The sequence below is a fragment of the Vibrio sp. CAU 1672 genome (genome assembly GCF_029223195.1).
Taxonomy (GTDB): domain Bacteria; phylum Pseudomonadota; class Gammaproteobacteria; order Enterobacterales; family Vibrionaceae; genus Vibrio.
Genome location: NZ_JARHUF010000005.1, coordinates 162,533 through 183,331, shown reverse-complemented (window position 1 = coordinate 183,331; position 20,799 = coordinate 162,533). Strand labels below are relative to the sequence as shown.

Here is a 20,799-nt window from a genome sequence, read left to right as displayed (position 1 = left end):
TTTTGTTGTAGCCGCAAGTGCTGAAAGTCTGATGCGAAATACTAAAGCGGTACCGGAGACTTCATGACTCACGGTGATAAAGTATTTTCTGCTTGAGGCGACAGGCTAAAATCGACGTATCTATTGCTTGCAGTAGGCAGTTCATGATATTCCCTTATTTGTTAATAACAATGTCTGGTATGCGGACTAACTGCGTTTTTATGCATGCTTGTAGGTCTGAGTATACGAATGCTCAAGATTTAAAGACAGGCTTGATATAATACTGATTCGCCATTCAGCGTGTGGCCACTAATACTAAAGGAGAGAAAACCAAATGGAACTGCAACAACTACTCAGTGCACTCAACACCAATCCTATGGATATCGAGTTTGAAACGGTGATGGCGGTGATTGATGAGAATTATGAGTTTACGCCCAGCGCGTTTACCAATGGTAAAGTTGAAAACAAAGCGGGAGAAAACAACGGTTCATGCAAGATATTTGCGTTTGGACAGCTAAATCAACTCAGCCAGGAAGCGACGCTGGCCTGCTTTGGCCGCTTTTACCGGGAAGATGTATTGCAACACCCAGACAACACCGATCACCAGAACATTCGCAATTTTATCCTGACCGGCTGGCAGGGTATTGACTTTGATACGCCAGCATTGATGAAAAAACAATGAGGCCCAGATAGTCCGGCCGTTATTCCGGTAGTGCAGCGCCTGGGCTATTGGCTCACTACCGGACAACGCTTACGGCTTACATTGCTGCATTTGTTAAGGTTGCATGGATCCGAGTCAACCATCAACTTAAGTATGTCTTCGCAAACGTCCGACAACAGTCGATTAGGTAACTGACAGCGGGCTGCTCTTCATTACCATGCCGATAGAAAAGCGACAAGCCGATGTGAGGCGAGTTGGTCAATGTATCCACTTCTAATTTTTTAAGCAGACCCAGTTTTACAAAGGGGGCAGCAATCGCATCCGGTATCAGCCCCCATCCGTCCCGGGCAATCAGGTTACACAGCATGTCAGGATTGCTCACGTGATGGGTTTTTGGCGAAGCTTTAGCAAAGAAACTATTGGCTCTGGCTTCGTTTTCAAACACATATTGGGTATGTAATTGAATTTCTCGCCTGGGGACACGTTGTTGTGCCAACAGCGGAGAATGAGCGCCCACATAAACGGATATTGGTAAATTTCCGAGCGTGATGAACTCCAGTTCTTTTTCCGGATAGATCGACGAACGGTTTTGCAGCAATGCCAGTTGAGCTTCTTTGTCCATCAAGCCTTGCAGCGCTTCGTCTCGGTTGCGGTGCAGCCAGTTAACCGATATGTGCGCAAAACGTTGCCGCAGATAATCCTCCAGATAAACCAGCATATCGGACGGGACAGAGGTGTCATGGTAAACAGTTAAGTTTATCAAGTCCTGGTCAAAAAACGCATGGCTGTAGGAGATCAACTCATCATTCAGGCGAATCAGTAGCCGTGCCCGGTGGTACAGCGCCTGGGCTTTTTCAGTGGCAATCAGTTTTTTGCCTTCTATGACAAAAAGATCGAAGCCGAGACTGTCTTCATAGCTGACGACTTGTTCGCGAACCGTGGCCCGTGATTTTCCAAGCATTTTAGCCGCGTTACTGTATGAACCGGTGTCATATACCGCGACAAAGCTGCTTAGCTGTTCAAGGGTGTGCATAATCGTGCCTCTAACGCATGAATGGTATGTCCATACATTTGTGTTTTTTTTGTTTGGTCTGTTCCTCGTATGATATCGGCAAAATGATTTTTGGTCATGAGGATAACAACATGAAATTACGTAAATCTGCCCTATCTCTCGCTTTAGCCATGGCCTCTGGTGCTGCCTGGGCTAATGCCGACTTAATTTTTATTAATGGTGACATTGTCACTATGACCGGCGAGGAGCACCGAGTTCAGGCGGTGGCGGTCAAAGATGGCAACATCATTGCCGTGGGCAGTAACAAAGAGGTGATGAAAGAGAAAGGCAGACGTACAGAGGTACGCGATCTGGCTGGGAAAACCATGACGCCGGGCTTTATTGACAGCCATGGTCACTTTTCTCAGTACTTGCCGGTGATCAATTCTCCTTTTGTGTACCCGTCTCCGATGGGAAATGGTGATTCAATTGCAGATTTGCAGAATGAGTTACGTACTTATTTTGCTCAGCCGGGTTTGGATAAAGATACATTGCATTTCTCTTTTGGTTACGATAATGCAGAACTGGCGGAAAAACGCCATCCAACCCGCTGGGAGCTGGACGAAGTCACCAAAGACTTTAGCGCCTGTATGACCCATATTTCCGGTCACTTAGCAGTGTGTAACTCGAAAGGGTTGGAAAAAATCGGTTATACCAAAGCGTCAGAAAATCCTCCAGGCGGTGTGATCCGCAAAGATGAAAACGGGGAGCTAACCGGTTTACTCGAAGAGTCAGCAACCTACGCTATGTTCCCTTATTTAAGTGTCTCGCCTGAAGAGCTGCCGGTGAACTACAAAAAAGTTCAGGATATGTTTACCGGCTATGGTGTGACCACCGCGCAAGAAGGCCTGGCGATGGGCCATACTATACGCGCGATGAAAGTGCTGGCTGACAACAATATGTTAGACATCGACGTTCTCGCCTACACCAAATGGCTTGATTTTGAAGATATTCTGGATGAAATGCCGCCAATCGGTGAATACTACAATGGGTTTAAGTTTGCCGGGATGAAAATCACCGGTGACGGTTCGCCACAGGGTAAAACGGCTTACCTGTCAACGCCATACTGGGAAGTGCCTCACAGCCATAGCTATCATTACCACGGTTACCCAACGCTACAACAAGATGAGATGAACCATTATGTTGATCTTGCTTTCAAACATAATGCGCCGTTGATCAGCCATGCTAATGGTGATGCTGCGGCCGATCTTCTGATCAAGGCGGTAGAAAAAGCCAACGAGAAATATGGTGAGCGTGACCACCGTACCACGATCATTCATGGTCAGACAGTACGTCTTGATCAGGTGCAACGTATGGTCGATGCCAACATGCTGGCTTCCTTCTTCCCGGCACATACTTACTTCTGGGGGGATTACCATAAAAAGTCTGTGCTTGGACCATGGCGTGCTTCTAACATCTCGCCGTTAGGCTGGGCCAATGAGTACAACCTGCCGTTCACCATCCACATGGACGCGCCGGTTCTGTTCCCGGATATGATGACTAACATGTGGGCAGCAGTAAACCGCACCACACGTACTGGTGAAACTCTGGGTGAGGCGCACAAAATCAGCCCATACCAGGCACTGGAAGCGCTGACGATCAACGCGGCGTACCAAATCTTTGAAGAAGAGAGCAAGGGGACTATCGAAGTGGGCAAACGCGCTGACTTAGTGGTTTTGGCTCAGAACCCAATCGAAGTCGATCCGATGACGATTAAAGACATTCCTGTGCTTGAAACCATCAAAGATGGTAATACCGTTTTCAGAAAATAAACCGTTGTGGATGGAGTGGGGCACACACGGAGTGTACCTCATGACAACATAGTGCTAAGGCAATGTGTTCGACAGGTTGCCGGCATTGGTAAGCCCCTGCCATCGAGTAGGGGCTTTACTATTTTAAGTACCCGCTTAAAAAAAGATAAAGCCCACTAATTTCATTGCTTTATGCTATGGGCTTTTGTTCTAAACATTTACGACACAAACAACGCTTATCGTTGCCTGAGCCGGACAGGTCACGTGGTTCGAGCTCAAAACACCAGCAGCGAGATTTGCCCGCGCTGATATCGCAGTGCATTGGCTTGTCGCATTCTTCACACAGATGCGTCGATACATGCCCGCTGATTTGCTTGACGATCTCATCACGCTGATGATCGGTTATATCCTTCCATTCGGCGATCTCTTCCATGGTGCGGTGGCACCCAGAGCAGATCCCAGCATTGTTTTTACACGCAGCGCGGCATGGTGATTTCATGAGACATTAACTAGTTGTGGTTGATTCTTTGCTGGTTACCATAGCATAAAGGGCGAGCGTTTTGCTTCCCCTGATGCTGGCTTAAACCAAGGTGCGGTGATAGGCTAGGCGCAGCGCAATTTTGCAAATCAAAAAACCATGTTAGAAAAAGAAAATTTACTCAAATTAGCGCGTATACAAATGCCATTTGGCAAGTACGCGGGACGTGTTTTGATCGATCTGCCGGAAGAATATTTACTTTGGTTCGATAAAAAGGGCTGGCCTTCCGGCGAACTGGGCGATTTGTTAAAGCTCTGCCTGGCATTAAAGATTGAAGGGCTGGACAGTGTGGTTAAACCTTTAAAGCGAATGTGATTTTTCGCAGCAATGGTCGACCTGTAATCGATATGATGGTCTTTTAAAGGTTTGCCTGCGCTAAAAATACATTGATGACTATAAAGGTGTCAGTCCAATCTGTTCTGACTCTTTTTTGTGCCTTTATTAGTTAAACCCAAAGCTTATTCACATCCCGTTGATGTGTGTTTCCCCTACCTTAGAATAATGTGAGCGTTCACATGACTATTGTGGTTACTGATATCAATGCTTGAGCCTTGGGCTTGCACTAGAACAAAGATTTAAGCTAGTTTGGATATCAAGATTTTGCATATGTATTCATATCGTTTATGCTTGTTCGTTTGGATTTCATGTCAGAGGCCTAGTGCGGGTACAGGGTACTTCCCATAGTTAGGAGAACGCGACTGTCACTAAGCAACACGTTTATACACGGTTCTTGGCTGTCATTAATGTTTTGTTGGGTAGGAATAACGCATTAGATTCTAGAGAAGAAGCAATCTTGACTGCGTAAAATTCGGTGTTTTACATGCGGGCGTTAAGGCGATTCATGGTAAGAGACCAGCATCCGTCACGCTAATGGATTGTGTCGATTAATTACTAATCAACTTGCTTTTTATATCAAATCCAATGGTAAACAAAAGAAGAATAATAGAGCAACGTTCGGTATGAGCAATACTTATAAACAAGATAAAAACTTAGAGTTTCTTCGTTACGCTGACAACAATATGTTAGGGGTTCTGGTAAATTACCTGACAACCGATAAGGATGGAAAAGCGCGGTATACACAGTCACTTACAGGTAACAGCAAGTTTAAATCTGCAAATGGGGACTATCAAAAAATCTGGGAACTAATTGCAGGTGAACTACAGCACTATGGTGGAGATACCATAGTAAATTTTTTCAGGCGATCTGGTGTTGAATACAGAGAAATACTAGTCGATGTCTGTAAAAAGCTAAGTATCAAAACCAACTACAATGCTGATGTGGTAAATATCGAGCAAGCGCTGTTAGCAAAGTTATTTAAAGATTCATGGGAAAACATGTCTGAATCTCAAAGAGAGAAGGTTAGAAGGGAGCTTAAAATCGATCCTTCCTTGACCAGTAGTGCTGCGCTTACTGCGATTATTACCGCGATTCGAATGGGAGGATTTATGTCTTACCAGGTCGCAATGATCGTTGCTAATGCAGTGGCAAAAGCATTACTTGGTAGGGGGCTGTCGATCGTAACCAATGCTGGTTTAGCTAGAACTATTGGTGTGTTTGCTGGCCCTGTGGGTATTGCTTTCACTGTCCTTCTGACTGTACCCGCAATAAGTGGCCCTGCATTTAGAGTAACATTGCCAGCCGTTGTGCAAGTAGCCGCTATGAGGCAACAAATGCTAAAAGAGGAGGAACCTGTTTTCTAATGGATACTGTTTTTACTTTTGATTGGGATAAGGTTTATCCAGAGGTTTTGAAAGGATATCAGGATGGCTCAATTACTATTCGTGATGGTGTTGCATACTGGACAGAACTAGCCGAAAAATCGGGAATTGCTCAGCACATGCCGCTTAAGCAAATGAGCTTTGATCCTGAAAAGCTGAATGAGCTTAGTAAGCTTATTCAGTCAGCGCATACTAGTCAGTTAGCTGCTATTGGATTATCTACTACTGTTATCGTCGGTGCTATTGTTGTTCAAACTATCTATCTATCAAGAAAGATCGATAAGCTTCAAAAGACAATCGACGTCATTTCATCTGACATATCTTCTCAGAATGCAATATTTTATATGGAAAAGCTCTCTGAGTACTTTGGTTCAGTGGAGTCAGCACGAGTTATCCTTCTGGACAAATCTCTTGTCTCAGAAACCAGAGATATTGCAACGAATCTTATTTCACAGCTTGCAGTAAAAAGAAATGAAGTACTCTCTTTGGTTGATAACTTGATATCTTTCGCAGACCAGTTAACTGAGCGGCATCTTGAGCAAATGTTGGATTTCATTATTTTAGTATTAGATCTTTTGCCAAAGGCTATCTATATCGAAAGCCAGTTCTGCGATAGATATGGTAAGTTCAAGTTATCTGATCACCTTATGAGAGAAAACACAAAGCGCTATAGTCGAAGCATCGAGTACTTTAGGGATTGGTGCAATTCCAAAGTTAAGGATACGATTCGCGGTGATTCAAATCCTGTAGCTATTTCGTTCCACGAGAAAAAAGATGATCTTAAAGCGTTGTTCAACTCTCAGGATAATCAGATGCTTTTACAGGAAATGAAGTCTCCTGGATTAATAACCAATAATGTTTAACGCCATAAGCGGATATGGTGTAGCAAGTTGGTTCAAGAGCTTTGTTTGATCAATGTTGCTAGCAGCTATCAACGGGGACTTACCGAAAAGCTCACGCTAGAGGTCAAGCGCAGTGTAGTGGAATAGCAAATTTGGCCACGCATAATAATATTCCATACCTAAATTAATTCGCTTTTTTCTAAATTAAGTTGAAACTCTAAGAAGGTAATGTCCCCAAATGCTTTTGAACTGGTTAGTCTTTGCTGTGAAACAGAAATATAGCGACATACATTGTGGTAACGAACTATGTCGCTGATATTTGGATACTCACTTAAACGTCGCAGAGCCTGAACTCAAAAGTTTTTTAATGTTTGATGAAGAAGCGTTTGAGTAAGAGTGAGTTAAGCGCGATTTTTAGCGAGTAGCAGGTCCACTTTCCCTTTGGCTGTTTTACTAACGGTTTGCATAAACTTAAAGCTTGGCTTGGCAATTCCTGATTGCTCTAAGTCGTCTACCATTTGAAGCCAAAGTTTGGCTGTCATTTGTGCATCGGCTAATGCTCGGTGAAAAACACCGTCGTTGTCGATGTTTCTGTGGCGGACAAGCTCACCAAGTTTATGTGACGGCGCATCTTGAATCAGTCGTCTCGCCACCAATAACGAGCAAGCGAACTCTCCTGAATAACCACAGTTGATTCTCTCAAGCTCTGCATCCAGAAATCGTTTATCGAACGAAGCGTTGTGAGCGATAAGGTTCTCATCGGCAATGAACTCACTAAAGGATGCCATTACCTCATCGCAGCCTGGTGCTGTACGTAACATGTTATTGGTGATGCCGGTGTAATTTTCAATGAATGAGCTCACTCTGAAGCCAGGATTCATTAGTTGCTGAAAACTATCGACAACTTCACCATCGACTAACTTAACCGCACCGATTTCAATTGCGCGGTCGCCCTGATTAGGAGAGAGGCCGGTGGTTTCAAAGTCGAGCACGACCACGGAGTTTGCTTGAGGCATGAAGTTTTCCTACTAGACAATAATCTGCAAGAGTATCATCGAAAACGATAGAAAAAGAAAGGCGATGACGCTCTGATCTGCACCATCAAAACCAGACACTGGGTGAAGCGACTTTCCCATACCTGAAGTTATGTGACAATGGCTAATTTAGCCACGTGTCTGACAGGGTGTTGTTCAGCAGCCCGCGGCTGGCCATTACGGCCAGCGGTCTTCAGTTTGGCTTCGATGTTCCCGCTTAACTCAGACTGGAGGTTTACCCTTGTATTTTGTATGCAACAGATGGTGAGATTTCTCGCCAAGCGGCTTTCCGAGGAACTCGGCGTACAACTGCTGAACCGCTTTATTCTCATGGGACTTACGCAACAGCTTGCCTTCGTCTTCAGCATAAATTGCGTTAATCCGTTTCATGCGTACCGCATCATTGGTCAGGCGCGGTTGCCCGCCACCGCCGATGCAGCCACCCGGACAAGCCATTACCTCGATAAAATGGTAACTCTTCTCGCCTGATGTAATACGTTCAATCAGGTTGCGGGCATTGGCCAGCCCGTGCGATACCGCCACGCGGACTTCCACGCCGTCCAGGAATGACCAGTCTGCCACCGGCTGTTCAATCACAATCGATGCCTCCTTTATTCCTTCCAGTCCGGTCACCGGAGTAACGTGCAGGTTCTCCATCGGTAGCTCCCGTCCGGTAACTATCTCGTAGGCGGTACGCAATGCTGCCTCCATGACCCCACCGGTATTGGCAAAGATATCTGCAGCTCCGGAGCTCAGCCCCAGCGGTGCATCCATCTCGCTCTCCTGTAGTGCCATGAAGTCGATACCTGCTTCTTTGATCATCTGCGCTAATTCGCGGGTTGTCAGAACATAGTCCACATCCTGCACGCTGCTATCTGTCATTTCCTGCCGCTGACACTCAAATTTTTTCGCTGTACAGGGCATGATGGAGACAACAGTCATCTGTTCCGGCCGGATCCCCAGCTTGCGGGCATAGTAGGTTTTGGCAACCGCACCAAACATCTGCTGTGGCGACTTACAGCTGGAGAGGTTGGGCAGCATGTCAGAATAGTAATATTCGGCAAAATTGATCCACGCAGGGCAACAGCTGGTGAACATTGGCAGTGGAACCTTTTCCTTATCCAGCAGCGCTTTCTTCAGCCGCATCAGCAGTTCTGTTCCCTCCTCAATAATGGTGAGGTCTGCAGTAAAGTTGGTGTCGAACACCCGGTCAAACCCCAACTGGCGCAGTGCGCTGGTCATCTTGCCTGTCACCAGGGTACCGGGCTTACAGCCGAAGCACTCACCAAGTGCCGCGCGAATGGCCGGAGCGGTCTGCACCACCACGGTTTGCTGCGGATCTTCAAGTACTTTCCAGACATCCTCTACATGGTTGCGCTCTGAGATGGCACCAACCGGGCAAACCGCGGCACACTGACCACACTGGACGCATGCCACATCATTCAGCTCCTGGGTAAATGCTGGTCCGATAACGGTATCGAAGCCGCGCCCCTGCGGATAGAGTGCCCCCACGCCCTGCACCTGGGAGCAGACGGTGACACAGCGGCGGCATTTAATGCATTTGCCCGTATCGCGCAGCAGTGCTGGCGTACTGTCGTCGATGTGTGAGGTGGCCTTTTCGCCCTGATAGCGAATCGCTTTCAGTCCCAGCTCTGCGGCCAGTTGCTGCAGCTCACAATCTTCATTACGGTCACAGATCTGGCAGTTGCCCTGATGCTCGGAAAGGATCAGTTCAACCACTTTCCTGCGGGCGTCACGCACTTTAGGGCTATGGGTCATCACCTGCATTCCGTCTGCAACCGGTGTAGAGCAGGCAGCCATCAGGGTTCGCGCCCCCTCTATTTCAACCAGGCAGACCCGACAGGCCCCGGTGGGAGCAAGCTTCTCCAGAAAGCAGAGCGTAGGAATATGGATGGCGGCCTGCTTCGCCGCCTCCAGAATGGTCGTGCCTTCCCCTGCGACAACCTCCTTGCCATTGATGGTAACCTTATGCATCAGAATCCTCCTCCCCGTGAATCGGGCATTTGCCATAATCACAGCGCAGGCAACGTTTCGCCTGGCGGATCGCTTCGGCCTCGTTCCACGCCAGCTCCACCTCATCAAAGTTATTTTTGCGTTTTTCTACCGGGATCATCTGTATTGCCTCCCTTGGATAGGGAACGGGATCGGCATCGGGATCATAGTCGGTGGTATTTTCATGCTCTGCCCGCCAGAAGGCATGCTTCTTACCGCTCAGGAAGCAGTCGATGCCCACGGCAGCCCGCTCACCATCGGCAATCGCCCTGACCACCGACATCGGTCCGGTCACAGAATCGCCACCGGCAAACACGCCCTCCATTGCGGTCTGGCCGGTGACAGGATCGGCTTTCACCCAGCCATTGCTGCTGAGTAACGGCTCTGTACCAAACACACTGGTATCCAGAGTCTGTCCCACCGCCAGGATCACCTGGTCGGCATCGACGCTGAAACATTCATTTTCATCCGCTTCAGGGTGCCTGCGACCGGATCTGTCAAACTCACCCAGATGCATATGTCGGCATTTCACCGCGGCCACCCGGCCTGCCGAATCGCTCTTAATCTCTTGTGGCGCCGTCAGGGTTTTAATCCTGACCCCTTCCTGGATCGCTTCATCGATCTCCTCGGTGTAGGCTGGCATCTCCTCGCGGGTACGACGATAGAGCACGGTGACCGTCTCCGCACCCAGCCGAATCGCGGTGCGAGCAGCATCAATGGCGGCATTGCCCCCACCGATAACCGCAACGTTCCGGCCAACCGGGACTGAACCGCGAATGTTGTATTCACGCAGGAATGCTATCCCATCAACGACAAACTCAGCCTCGCTGCCAGCAAGCTCTACAGTTACACCCTGTGGCGCTCCAATGCCGATAAATACCGCTTCTGCGCCCTCATCTTTCAGTTGCTTGATGGTGAAGTCCCGCCCCAGAGCCAAGCCGGTTTTTATGGTGACGCCCATGTTTTCAATCATGCGGATCTCACGGGCGAGGGTTTCTCTGGGCAGCCGGTAGGCGGGAATGGCCTGCTCCAGCATCCCGCCGGGACGCGGCTCTTTCTCATAGATAACCGGTTTATAACCCAGTCGGGCAAGGAAGAAGGCGCAGGAGATGCCAGCAGGGCCACCCCCAACGATGGCGATATTGCGGCGTGCATTTTCGTCGTTATGCCGGATCTCGGGTAGTTGTGGTTCCTGCTCCTGATCGACCATGAATCGTTTTATGCCGCGGATAGATACTGGCTGATCCAACGAGGCTCGGCGGCACTTCTCTTCACAGGTATGGAAGCAGACCCGGGCGCACACACTGGCAAACGGGTTGCGGCTGCGATGCAACTGCAGTGCTTCATCGTAGCGCTGCTCAGCCACCAGCGAGACAAAGCCCGGGACATCGACTCCGGCAGGGCAGGCGGTCTGACAGGGAGCACGCACCAGTGACGGGCAGACGCCGGCGCGGCAGTGGCGGTCCCTGATATGCTCAACATATTCTTCGCGGAAATGGCGGATGGTCGATAACACAGGGTTGGGCGCAGTCTGCCCGAGTCCGCACAGCGAGGTTTCCCGGATCAGCTCACCCAGCTCCAGCAACTGGTCGATGTCCTCCATCCGGCCTCGGCCTTCGCAGATCCGGGTCAGGATCTCCAGCATCCGCTTGGTGCCGACCCGGCAGGGGACACACTTACCACAGGACTCCTCCTGAATAAACTCCAGAAAGAAGCGGGCGACATCAACCATACAGGCATCATCATCCATCACAATCAGCCCGCCTGAACCCATGATGGCACCCAGTTCACTAAGTGACTCATAGTCTAGCGGGACATTGAGGTGCTGTTTTGGCACACATCCGCCAGAGGGCCCCCCCAGTTGTGCAGCCTTGAACGACTTGTTGTTGACTATCCCACCGCCGATGTCATAGATCAGCTCGCCCAGGCTGGTGCCGATCGGCACCTCAACCAGCCCGGTATTGCGTACCGCCCCGGCGAGGGCAAACACTTTAGTTCCCTTGCTCTTGTCGGTACCGAAGGCGGCGTACCAGTCTGCTCCGCGGTTGATGATTTCGGGTACACTGGCAAAGGTTTCGACGTTGTTCAGGCAGGAGGGTTTATCCCACAGCCCTTTCTGCGCCGGGAATGGCGGACGCGGACGCGGCTCGCCCCGGTGCCCCTCAATGGAAGCCATCAGCGCAGTTTCTTCGCCACAAACAAACGCACCGGAACCCATCCGGATCTCAAGGTTGAAGGAAAAACCGGAACCGAGAATATTGTCACCCAGCAGGCCATATTGTCTGGCTTCATCGAGCGCTTTTTGTAACCGGTATACAGCCAGAGGATATTCCGCCCGCACATAAACATAGCCCTGTGAGGCGCCAATGGCATAGGCTCCGATGATCACTCCCTCAATCAGACTATGCGGGTCGCCTTCCAGTACGCTGCGATCCATATAGGCCCCCGGATCCCCTTCGTCGGCGTTACACAGCATGTAACGCTGATCCGCCGGACTGTTGCGGGTGGCATCCCATTTCATCCAGGTCGGAAATCCGGCACCACCTCGGCCGCGCAGACCGGAGATCTTCATCTGCTCAATAACATCATCGGCAGTCATGCTATCGAGCACCTTGCCAAGCGCCTGATAGACACCCACATTTAGTGCTTCGGTAATGCTTTCCGGGTTGATGTGGCCACAATGTCGCAACACAATCTTGGTCTGCCTGCTGAAGAAATCGATATCGGAAATAGAAGGATTAGCCTTGCTGCCACGGCTGTCACGGGCAACCAGACGTTCAATCACCTGGCCGCCCAGCAGGTGCTGGTTGACGATTTCTGCAGCATCTTCCGGCTTAACCTGCTGGTAAAAAGTCATATCATCGAGCATCAGCATGACCGGGCCTTCCACACACAGCCCCATACAACCCACTGCAATCACGTTCGCCCGGTCATTAAGTTGCTGTGTGGCTATCTGCTCCCGGAGGGCGGCAACTACCTTGTCTGACCCGGAAGCCAGACAGCCGCCACCGGCACAAACCAATATCTGGCTGATACCCTCGGCCCGGCCGAGCTGTTGCGGAAGTCGGCGAAGTGCTTCAAATGATGAGATGCGCTTTACTGGCAGGTTCATTTGGCATCCTCCATTTCGTCCGTTGTACAGGGCTTTTCAACCGAACCATCAGTATAGGCTTTTAACAGCTCACCCAATCTGGCTGGTTTAATTCGTTGATGAACATCATCATTAATCATAATTACCGGGGCGAGACCACAGGCACCGAAACAGCGGCCAACATCCAGAGAAAACTGCCGGTCTTCGGTGGTTTCTCCCACATCGATACCCAGTTCCTTTTTCAGTGCTGACAGGACCTCTTTTCCACCCCGCACATAACAGGCGGTCCCCAGACATACCCGGACCACATACTGCCCTCGCGGCACGGTAGAGAAGAAGGAATAGAAGCCGACAACGCCGGCAACCTCGCTGTAGGGTTTGTTGAACCGGGAGCTGATCTGCTTCAGAACACGCTCAGAAAGATAACCAAACCGATTTTGCGCAACCTGCAGGGCGGGGATCAATCCACCAGGTTTATCCAGGTAATCTGCAATAAGCTCATCCAGTTGGTCAAGCATCTCCTGATCGCTCAGCTCCTTGCAACAGTTACAACCAGTCACATTTTCCGTCATCAGAAATCTCCGTTTCTTATACCCAAGGGCTCTCGAGACGCATCAGCCGTATTGCCATAATCCTGCCCGCCCTGATACCCATATAGAAATTATGGGTCAGCCTGTGCTTAAAAAGTGGTCAGTCGTCACATTATTTATGAGCAAAAGGCTGAAATATAGAGGGGTAAACTGAATTTCATGATGTGGCTACGGAAGAGCAATCGCATGAAAAAGATCATATTTTCAATAATTGTAATGTTAGGGGCGATAGTTAGCTTAGCTGCGCAAGGTGAGGAGGTACATGCGTCTGATATTAAGACGCATAATTTGCTCAAGCCTGTTCATATCAGAATGGCTGCGTTGAAAGGGCCGACAGCATTTGGGATGATCCGGATGATTGATCAGGTCGAATCACTTGGAAATCGTATCACTCTTTCCTATGAACTGGTGGCAACCCCTCAGGACATGGTGGCCCGTATATCTTCAGGACAGGTTGATATTGCCGCCATGCCCGTCAACCTTGCCGCAAAGCTATATAACAAGATGGGGGCCAGGGGATACGCTATCGGAGCCAGTGTCGGAGATGGTGTGATCTATGCCCTTACTACCAGCAAAGAGAATATCACCTGGGAATCCTTTCGGGGGAAAACGATTAATAGCATTGCCAAAGGTTCGACACCTGATTATCTCACTCAATACGTTTTGAACGGCCGGGGTCTTGAGGAAGGTAAGGATGTTACTCTCCGTTTCACCTATTCTCATCAGCAGTTAGCCCAGATGATGGCAGCTGGTAAGGTTGATAATGCGATCCTTCCTGAGCCACTGGTTACCATGGTATTAACTAAAAACCCACAAGCGCGGATTTTTGCAGATATGCAGAAAGAGTGGGGGGAGCTAAGCGGTACAGGGCGCAATTATCCCATCTCCCTGGCGGTGGTTTCGCCAAATATAACGGATAAAGAAGCCCTTGATGCTGTTTTTTCAGCCTATGAACAGTCTATTGAATGGGTATTGAATAACCCGGAAAAAGCGGCCTCTGCGATTGAACGTCAGGGAATCATGCCTGCAGCGATAGCATTGAAAGCCATTCCACGCTGTAACCTGAACTTCAGTAAACCTGCGGAGATAAAAAAGGAATTAGAGCTATTTTATGGCGCTCTTTTTAAACTTGATCCCGAATCAATAGGCGGAAAGCTCCCAGATGACCAGTTTTACCTCGAATACTAGCCTGATCACTTTTATCAGCATTTTATTTATCCTGCTGCTCTGGAAATCCGGAGCGGCAGTGCTCTCTTCTCCGCTTATTCTTCCTCCACCCGAAGAAGTCATTGCAGTCTTTGCTTCTCTGATGAAGAGCCCGGATTTTTTGCACCATTGGCTAGCCACACTGTGGCGGGCCGTGGCTGCTTTTCTTCTTTCCATGACTGCCGGGCTGGTTATCGGCGTTTTTAGCGGGATCAGCCGTGAGTGCCGGGCATTTTTCCAGCCTTATATTATTGTTGTAAGGGCGGTTCCCGTTCTTGCCGTTATTCTTCTGGCTGTCATGTGGCTCGAATCGGACCGAGTGCCGGTGTTTGTGGCTTTCCTCATGGCCTTTCCTATTTTTGAGCAGAATATTCAGCAGGGCATCCGCGAAACCGACCCGAAACTGCTTGAAGCCGCCCGGTTCTATAACTGGAGCAAAAGTGACATTATCCGGCATATTTACCTGCCGTCATGTATCCCATTCCTGTACAGTGCCGTTATTGCAAATGCCGGGCTGACATGGAAGGTGGTCATCGCCGCTGAAATATTAGGTCAGCCCCTTTATGCAATAGGAACCCAAATGCAATATGCCCAGATGAATCTGGCGACAGCGGAAGTTATGGCCTGGACATTGTTGGCCGTCATTACCAGCGGAGGCGTTGATCGCCTGCTGCGTTTTTCCGGGAGGTTCTGTGTCCGGCATTATTCTTGACAGGGTGAGTTATTCCATTGGTGATCAGCCGATATTCGGGGAGATTGATCTGGAAATCCCGGATGGGGAGATCACCGTGATTCTTGGGCCTTCGGGTTGCGGGAAGACCAGTCTGCTCAGGTGCATTGCCGGTTTGGCTGGTTTTTCTACCGGAAAGGTTACCAATCCTTATGAAAAATCGATGAGTTTTGTCTTTCAGGAACCGCGCTTATTACCCTGGTATACGGTTGGCAAAAATCTGGAAATCAACCTGAAAAAGACATTCCCTGATAAGGAAGAGCGCCTTAGCCAGGTTGCAGACTGGCTGGAAAAAACCGGCTTGTCAGATAAAGCTAGATCTTATCCGGAAGAGCTTTCAGGCGGCATGAAATTTCGTCTGTCTCTGGCGAGAGCGTTCTCGCGGGATTGCCGTTTGCTATTGCTCGATGAGCCTTTGCAAGGGCAGGATATTAAGACCAGGCAGACACTGATTCACCTGATCCGTGATATTTGGGAAGAGCAGAAAACCACGGCGATATATGTTACTCATGATACGCGAGAAGCCGTGCTGCTGGGACACCGGATTGTTATCATGTCTTCTGCACCCGGAAAAGTGCTAACAATACTGGATAACCCGGTGATTTCAGAAAAGCTGTCGCTTGATGATGCCAGGGTGCTGGAACTAGAGAAAAAACTGTACGAATTTTTACTGTTCTGATTGCTCCGTGGTTAGTGTACTCTCTATAGTGATGGAGGGTACTACTACCAAGAGTGGCACCAGTATGGCTGCCAGCACATGTGACCAGTGAGGTTGCGCGCTATCTTGTTCAAAGTCGCTTGGTGTTCACATATCTTGCTGTAGTGACTCAAACTCGATCTGACATTTCAGAGGATAGGACTTAACTCGATCGTGCAGGGGCGCCTACGAAGGCGACTGATTTACTTCTGCCCCATTTTGAGCTGGCAACAAGTAAGCAATCCTTACCAGTTGCTTTCCAACTCATAAGAATTTTTTAGTAGTAGCGTACGCCAATACTAGCCATTTTTTGCGAACTGCAGAGAAATACTTGGTAGTTCAGTTGCTGTAACAAACTTTTGGCCAATAACGAGATAGCTCATGCATTCCTGAGAGTGTTGTAAACGGTGTTCCTAGAGACACCGGTTTGCCTAGCAATAGCAGCTATTGAGGTATGTTAGGCATGGAGCCCTTAGTATGGTCGCTTGGGTCTCTTTTAAAATGGGCTTACGCCCTTTATACTTCCCTGCAAGCTTTGCTGCTGCAATTCCTTCCATTGGACGTTCTTTGCGTATATTTAGCTCAAACTCAGCAAAGACATCAATAGCAAGAGTGCTAATAAAAAGGCTTCCATCTAGGAAACCTTACGATTAGGCAATGTTAACGCAGTCTTGGTTTGTCATAATGTTTTCGGAAAATTGAACAGGATCACGAAGAATCGCGCGACCGATTGCAGCAAGATCTAGGCGTTCCTCTTGCAAAGCCTGCTCAATATAATGGGCACTTTCAATGCCCCCTACGCCAATAATTGGCACTCCGAGTTTAGCTCTTTTGAGGTACGTGGATTCTGATACTAAGTAGCCTTCACCTCTGCGATCTTTTGGTCTGTTCCAGCCACCAATGCCGGATGATACATCAATAATAGATACTCCTGCTTCAATAAACATTTCGCAGACCGTAGCCATATCCGTTTGAGTTAATCCTTCAGGGTATAGGTCTTGACCTGGTATGCGAACCATAATACCCAGTGATGTTTTAAGGCGAATGGACTTGACGATATCGACAATAAGTTTGGCTCGGTTTTCAAGTGACCCACCATATTGGTCGTCTCTCTGGTTAGTGATGGGTGAGAGTACTTGATTCAAACCGTATCCATGAGCGCAGTGTACTTCCACAAAGTTAAAGCCCGCTTTTTCAACTCTAATTGCCGCCTCAACGAAGTCGCTATGCCATTGCTCCATATCTTCTGAAGTCATTGCTTGAGGCTCAGGGAGAGTCCTATCGTACGCGGGGACCTTAATACCGGATGGTCCCATTAGGTTAGGGCAAACATCAAGTTGGGCTTTACCACCACAATGCGTCAGTTGGAATCCCGCTTTCGCGCCGGACTCATGGATAGCATTGGCGATCGCTGCCATTCCATGAATGCAGTCATCGAGGTGTGCACCTAGTTGGTTGGGCTCACTTTTTCCAGATGTATTAACGAAGCTGTACTCCACCATCACTAAGCCAGCGCCTGAACGAGAAAGATTACGATAGTGCTCAATGGTTTCTTGAGTAGCAAAACCTTCTGTTGTTGCGGTTTGTGAGGCCATTGGTGGGACGACAATTCTGTTATCTAAGGTGTGTGATTGCCAGTTTAGGGGGCTAAAGCGTCGCATGTCATTCCTTTCTCTAAGTGATAGACGCTTATTTTAAATGTAAGTCGTGATAAAATTAAGAAACATTAATTCATCATTCGTTTCCAAAATGGAAACGGGTAAGAGTGAGACAGAGGCTATTTTGAAGCTAAATGATTTAGCGATTTTTGTTGAGGTGGCGAAAGCGCCCAGTTTGAGAGAAGCGGCAAAATTGTTGGGGCTTCAGCCTGGCACCGTGTCTAAGCAGATCAAGCGAATAGAAGATCATTACCAGCAACAACTGTTCGCGCGTCAAGGAGCCCATTGGTCTCTAACGGAGGCCGGAGAGATGTTGTTTCTGCGTGCACTAGAAATGCTCGCAATCAACGACAAAATTGAACGTGAGTTGGGTAAGCCTCGAAGGCCGCATATGCGTGTGAGTGGCTCGGAGGCGGTATTAGGTTATTTTGTTCCTGAGCTTTTGAGTAGGTTAACGCAGCGCAATCATGATGTGACTTTGGAGACTAAAACGTCACAAGATTTATCGATGCTGCTAAAACATGAGGTAGATGTGGCACTGGTGTCGAGTCTAACAGGATATCCGCCGACTGAGCGCCAGATCACCGCAACCGAACTATGCCAAGTTAAATTTGTCACGGTCACAAACCCGCACCATCCACTTTGTAGGAATGGAGAGAAAGTGATATCAGCAACTCCCATAGAGACCTTGCTTACGTTTCCCTTTGTTGTACCCTCTAAACCGATATACGGCGCGATGGCGACACATCGTAGTTTGGATGGCTGGCATGATGAGGCATTTAGTCGACGTATCACCGCCAGAGTGGATACTATTTCGACGCTCATAACCCTAGTGAAGCATCAATCGCTGCTCGCTTATTTACCCGACTATGTGGCGCGAGAACATGGTTTGCAGGTGATCCCTGTTATCGGGTGCCCATATAGCTGCGAACAAACCATCTGGTTATGTCGACAGAGTGAACATCAACACTATTGGCTACAAACTCTAGACTTATAGCGTGAGTTTATTATTGGATTTGAGAACAAAGTAAAAGACCGCCAACGTTGGCGGTCTTCATATTGAAGCGGGCAGAGGTGATATACTATTTAACCTGAACTCGGCATAAGAATAGAAGGGAACTAAAAGCTGGTTCTGTGATCAGCTCTTCCTTTACACATGTAAAGGGAGAGCCGACAGGCATTGAATTTATCGACTTTGGCGGTGTTCTGCTCTTCGTTCGGGAGCTGATGCTCAATCCCATCGAGCGTAACTACGGAAATGTACCTTGTTTGGTTAAATAAGTAATTCTTTTAAATAGAGCTACAAATTCAACGGTTTACAAAATTTGTACTACTATTAAATGTATGTTCTTTTTAGAGTTCGTAACCATATGACAGAACAACAGAATAAGTTTTTTGTGGGTGCGCTTGAGTGTTGTGACTTACCGGACCTTGAGCTATCTGGCGTGCAGATGCGGGTGGATACTGGTGCTACGACGTCGTCACTGCATGTCGATAACATCGAAGAGTTCACCAAAGATGGTAAGCGCTGGGTTAATTTTGATATCCATCCCGATGTCCACAATGTAGACCGGGTCGTTAACAAAACGCTGTTATTAAAAGGAAGAAAGGTGGTTAAAAGCTCCACTGCGGATAAAGAGAAACGATTTGTGATTAAAACCAATATTCGCCTGGGCGGGCGGGAGTGGCCAATCAAACTCACCTTGACAGATCGTTCGACGATGAAAAATTTAATGTTGTTGGGCCGTGAAGCGATGCAAGCGCATATTCTGGTGGATCCCAGCCAGGAGTTTTTAGTCTCAGAAGATGTCTCATCTTCTTAAACAATCCGTACCGCGCCTGTGAATCAATCGTGCTGAGCGTTGACACACTTTGGCGATATTTATTAAGGAAGAGATAACATGAAACTAGCCATTTTGTCTTGTGGACCCAACTGCTACAGTACGCAACGATTAAAAGAGGCGGCGATTCAGCGTGGGCATAACGTAAAAGTTCTTAATACTTTGAAGTTTGCTATTGATTTACAACGTGGTGTACCGGATCTTCATTTCAGACAGAAAGTACTGAGTCACTATGACGCGGTACTGCCGAGAATTGGCGCTTCGATTACCTATTACGGTACAGCGGTGGTGCGCCAGTTTCAGGAGATGGATGTCTTTTGCGCCAATACGGCTCACGGAATCAGCAACTCCCGGGATAAATTGCGTAGCCTTCAGTTGATGAGCCGCCATCATATTGGCATCCCTCGCACGGCTTTTGTCAGGGACAAAAAAGATGTCTTGCCTGCGATTGAGCGGGTTGGCGGAGCTCCGGTCATCATCAAACTGATCGAAGGCACCCAGGGTATTGGGGTGCTTTTAGCTGAGTCAGTGAAAACTGCTGAATCGATCATTGAGCTGCTGCAGAGTCAGAAGCAGAACGTTTTGATTCAAAAGTTTGTTGCCGAAAGTAAGGGGAAAGATATCCGTGCGATAGTGGTTGGTGATCGGGTCGTAGCGGCCATGCGGCGGGTGGCTCAGGGGCAGGAGTTCAGAAGTAACGTCCACCGTGGGGGAATTGCCGAAGCGGTTGAGTTAACGGATGAGTACAAGGAAACCGCAGTCCGGGCTGCTCAGATAATGGGGCTGCAGGTGGCGGGTGTCGATATGCTTGAGAGTAACACCGGGCCACAGGTCATGGAGGTCAATTCATCACCAGGCTTAGAGGGGATTGAGACTTGCACCGGGCTTGATGTTGCGGGTGCGATTATCGAGTATATTGCGGCTCAGGTGGATTTCCCCGAGATTGATGTCCGCCAGCGTCTTACTGTCAGTAGAGGTTATGGAGTCGGAGAAATTTATATTCCTGAAGGCTCTAATTTTGTGGGCAAAACTATCGACGAAACCCAGTTAAGTGAGAAAGACATTAATGTTCTGACCTTGTACCGGGGTAGTAAAGTTATTCCTAACCCACGTAAAGAAAGGTTGCTGGAGGCTGAAGATAAGTTGCTTTGTTTCGGCAGGATGGAGTCCATGCGGGCAATGATTCCGGCTAAAACCCGCCGCCGCCGCAGCCCAGAGGTTGTAGAATTGCCGGATCACCTGCCTAAAGCGGAAGGGCCTGAAGATGATTGAGTCTGGCTTGTTTATTACCCGGTTGGCAGCACAGTAACCGCTGGCAAGTTTATCGGATGCAGAAGGGGACCGGGTTGGTCCCCTGTGTAGTCTGGTGTTATTAACCCTTTTTCTACAAGATGATGGG

Annotated in this window: 18 protein-coding genes and 1 pseudogene; 12 read left to right on the top strand and 7 right to left on the bottom strand. The window is 48.6% G+C overall.

The window, feature by feature from the left end; translation table 11 throughout:
• Positions 1-313: 313 nt before the first annotated feature.
• Positions 314-661: a HopJ type III effector protein gene (locus tag P2G85_RS07245; protein WP_275863433.1), complete on the top strand. Its 348-nt coding sequence runs from the start codon at positions 314-316 to the stop codon at positions 659-661.
• A gap of 121 nt (positions 662-782) precedes the next feature.
• Here P2G85_RS07245 and P2G85_RS07240 read toward each other — a convergent pair whose 3' ends face one another.
• Positions 783-1,673 carry a LysR family transcriptional regulator gene (locus tag P2G85_RS07240; protein WP_275863432.1) on the bottom strand — a complete coding sequence of 297 codons (891 nt, stop codon included), beginning with the start codon at positions 1,671-1,673 and terminating at the stop codon, positions 783-785.
• 110 nt (positions 1,674-1,783) lie between these two features.
• Between P2G85_RS07240 and P2G85_RS07235 the strand changes: the two genes are divergently transcribed.
• Positions 1,784-3,463, top strand: a complete 1,680-nt coding sequence (locus P2G85_RS07235) for an amidohydrolase (RefSeq protein WP_275863431.1) — start codon at positions 1,784-1,786, stop codon at positions 3,461-3,463.
• Positions 3,464-3,632: 169 nt separating this feature from the next.
• On the opposite strand, the gene P2G85_RS07230 is transcribed toward P2G85_RS07235, so the two are convergent.
• Positions 3,633-3,941 (bottom strand): cysteine-rich CWC family protein, encoded by a 309-nt coding sequence (locus P2G85_RS07230; protein ID WP_275863430.1) that lies wholly within the window; start codon positions 3,939-3,941, stop codon positions 3,633-3,635.
• 138 nt (positions 3,942-4,079) lie between these two features.
• Between P2G85_RS07230 and P2G85_RS07225 the strand changes: the two genes are divergently transcribed.
• From P2G85_RS07225 to P2G85_RS07215, 3 genes are all read left to right on the top strand, one after another.
• The gene (locus tag P2G85_RS07225; protein WP_275863429.1) at positions 4,080-4,295 is read left to right on the top strand and encodes a DUF3820 family protein; all 216 of its coding nucleotides are present in this window, start codon (positions 4,080-4,082) and stop codon (positions 4,293-4,295) included.
• Between the two features lie 644 nt (positions 4,296-4,939).
• A complete protein-coding gene (locus P2G85_RS07220; protein WP_275863428.1) occupies positions 4,940-5,680 on the top strand; it encodes a DUF3944 domain-containing protein in 741 nt (246 codons plus the stop codon).
• Positions 5,680-6,561, top strand: coding sequence for a hypothetical protein (locus tag P2G85_RS07215; RefSeq protein WP_275863427.1), 882 nt, complete (start codon positions 5,680-5,682; stop codon positions 6,559-6,561). The genes P2G85_RS07220 and P2G85_RS07215 overlap by 1 nt, the downstream gene beginning before the upstream one ends.
• A 380-nt stretch (positions 6,562-6,941) precedes the next feature.
• Here the strand turns inward: P2G85_RS07215 and P2G85_RS07210 are convergent, their stop codons facing one another.
• The 4 genes from P2G85_RS07210 to P2G85_RS07195 form a co-directional block, all read right to left on the bottom strand.
• Positions 6,942-7,556, bottom strand: a complete 615-nt coding sequence (locus P2G85_RS07210; protein ID WP_275863426.1) for a 3'-5' exonuclease — start codon at positions 7,554-7,556, stop codon at positions 6,942-6,944.
• Between the two features lie 240 nt (positions 7,557-7,796).
• Entirely contained in the window at positions 7,797-9,569 is a 1,773-nt protein-coding gene (locus P2G85_RS07205; RefSeq protein WP_275863425.1) for an NADH-dependent [FeFe] hydrogenase, group A6, read from the bottom strand.
• Positions 9,562-12,699, bottom strand: a complete 3,138-nt coding sequence (gene nuoF / locus P2G85_RS07200) for an NADH-quinone oxidoreductase subunit NuoF (protein ID WP_275863424.1) — start codon at positions 12,697-12,699, stop codon at positions 9,562-9,564. The genes P2G85_RS07205 and nuoF overlap by 8 nt, the downstream gene beginning before the upstream one ends.
• Positions 12,696-13,250: an NAD(P)H-dependent oxidoreductase subunit E gene (locus P2G85_RS07195; protein ID WP_275863423.1), complete on the bottom strand. Its 555-nt coding sequence runs from the start codon at positions 13,248-13,250 to the stop codon at positions 12,696-12,698. Before P2G85_RS07195 ends, nuoF begins: the two co-directional genes overlap by 4 nt.
• 204 nt (positions 13,251-13,454) lie before the next feature.
• On the opposite strand from P2G85_RS07195, the gene P2G85_RS07190 reads away from it, so the two are divergent.
• Genes P2G85_RS07190 through P2G85_RS07180 form a run of 3 tightly spaced genes read left to right on the top strand, consistent with a single transcriptional unit; the run spans position 13,455 to position 15,883 of the window.
• The gene (locus P2G85_RS07190; RefSeq protein ID WP_275863422.1) at positions 13,455-14,456 is read left to right on the top strand and encodes an MqnA/MqnD/SBP family protein; all 1,002 of its coding nucleotides are present in this window, start codon (positions 13,455-13,457) and stop codon (positions 14,454-14,456) included.
• The gene (locus P2G85_RS07185) at positions 14,431-15,186 is read left to right on the top strand and encodes an ABC transporter permease subunit (RefSeq protein ID WP_275863421.1); all 756 of its coding nucleotides are present in this window, start codon (positions 14,431-14,433) and stop codon (positions 15,184-15,186) included. Before P2G85_RS07190 ends, P2G85_RS07185 begins: the two co-directional genes overlap by 26 nt.
• Positions 15,167-15,883: an ABC transporter ATP-binding protein gene (locus P2G85_RS07180; protein WP_275863420.1), complete on the top strand. Its 717-nt coding sequence runs from the start codon at positions 15,167-15,169 to the stop codon at positions 15,881-15,883. Before P2G85_RS07185 ends, P2G85_RS07180 begins: the two co-directional genes overlap by 20 nt.
• Positions 15,884-16,551: 668 nt before the next feature.
• On the opposite strand, the gene P2G85_RS07175 is transcribed toward P2G85_RS07180, so the two are convergent.
• On the bottom strand, positions 16,552-17,562 hold the full coding sequence (locus P2G85_RS07175) for an NADH:flavin oxidoreductase (RefSeq protein ID WP_275863419.1): 1,011 nt from the start codon (positions 17,560-17,562) through the stop codon (positions 16,552-16,554).
• An 88-nt stretch (positions 17,563-17,650) separates the two neighbouring features.
• Here P2G85_RS07175 and P2G85_RS07170 point away from each other — a divergent pair, with 88 nt between their 5' ends.
• The 4 genes and pseudogenes from P2G85_RS07170 to P2G85_RS07155 all read left to right on the top strand — a co-directional run bounded on the left by P2G85_RS07170 (position 17,651) and on the right by P2G85_RS07155 (position 20,672).
• Entirely contained in the window at positions 17,651-18,556 is a 906-nt protein-coding gene (locus tag P2G85_RS07170) for a LysR family transcriptional regulator (RefSeq protein WP_275863418.1), read from the top strand.
• Positions 18,557-18,929: 373 nt separating this feature from the next.
• Complete coding sequence (locus tag P2G85_RS07165) at positions 18,930-19,382, top strand: RimK/LysX family protein (protein WP_275863417.1); 453 nt, start codon at positions 18,930-18,932, stop codon at positions 19,380-19,382.
• A gap of 78 nt (positions 19,383-19,460) precedes the next feature.
• A pseudogene (rimK, locus tag P2G85_RS07160) lies at positions 19,461-20,318 on the top strand (30S ribosomal protein S6--L-glutamate ligase); the annotation flags it as partial.
• A gap of 9 nt (positions 20,319-20,327) precedes the next feature.
• On the top strand, positions 20,328-20,672 hold the full coding sequence (locus tag P2G85_RS07155) for a TrkA C-terminal domain-containing protein (RefSeq protein WP_275863486.1): 345 nt from the start codon (positions 20,328-20,330) through the stop codon (positions 20,670-20,672).
• Positions 20,673-20,799: the final 127 nt, after the last annotated feature.

Bases quoted from the DNA above. Each gene is read 5' to 3' on its own strand.
- P2G85_RS07245 (WP_275863433.1), top strand. From the start codon at position 314: ATGGAACTGCAACAACTACTCAGTGCACTCAACACCAATCCTATGGAT.
- P2G85_RS07240 (WP_275863432.1), bottom strand. From the start codon at position 1,673: ATGCACACCCTTGAACAGCTAAGCAGCTTTGTCGCGGTATATGACACC.
- P2G85_RS07235 (WP_275863431.1), top strand. From the start codon at position 1,784: ATGAAATTACGTAAATCTGCCCTATCTCTCGCTTTAGCCATGGCCTCT.
- P2G85_RS07230 (WP_275863430.1), bottom strand. From the start codon at position 3,941: ATGAAATCACCATGCCGCGCTGCGTGTAAAAACAATGCTGGGATCTGC.
- P2G85_RS07225 (WP_275863429.1), top strand. From the start codon at position 4,080: ATGTTAGAAAAAGAAAATTTACTCAAATTAGCGCGTATACAAATGCCA.
- P2G85_RS07220 (WP_275863428.1), top strand. From the start codon at position 4,940: ATGAGCAATACTTATAAACAAGATAAAAACTTAGAGTTTCTTCGTTAC.
- P2G85_RS07215 (WP_275863427.1), top strand. From the start codon at position 5,680: ATGGATACTGTTTTTACTTTTGATTGGGATAAGGTTTATCCAGAGGTT.
- P2G85_RS07210 (WP_275863426.1), bottom strand. From the start codon at position 7,556: ATGCCTCAAGCAAACTCCGTGGTCGTGCTCGACTTTGAAACCACCGGC.
- P2G85_RS07205 (WP_275863425.1), bottom strand. From the start codon at position 9,569: ATGCATAAGGTTACCATCAATGGCAAGGAGGTTGTCGCAGGGGAAGGC.
- nuoF (WP_275863424.1), bottom strand. From the start codon at position 12,699: ATGAACCTGCCAGTAAAGCGCATCTCATCATTTGAAGCACTTCGCCGA.
- P2G85_RS07195 (WP_275863423.1), bottom strand. From the start codon at position 13,250: ATGACGGAAAATGTGACTGGTTGTAACTGTTGCAAGGAGCTGAGCGAT.
- P2G85_RS07190 (WP_275863422.1), top strand. From the start codon at position 13,455: ATGAAAAAGATCATATTTTCAATAATTGTAATGTTAGGGGCGATAGTT.
- P2G85_RS07185 (WP_275863421.1), top strand. From the start codon at position 14,431: ATGACCAGTTTTACCTCGAATACTAGCCTGATCACTTTTATCAGCATT.
- P2G85_RS07175 (WP_275863419.1), bottom strand. From the start codon at position 17,562: ATGCGACGCTTTAGCCCCCTAAACTGGCAATCACACACCTTAGATAAC.
- P2G85_RS07170 (WP_275863418.1), top strand. From the start codon at position 17,651: ATGGAAACGGGTAAGAGTGAGACAGAGGCTATTTTGAAGCTAAATGAT.
- P2G85_RS07165 (WP_275863417.1), top strand. From the start codon at position 18,930: ATGACAGAACAACAGAATAAGTTTTTTGTGGGTGCGCTTGAGTGTTGT.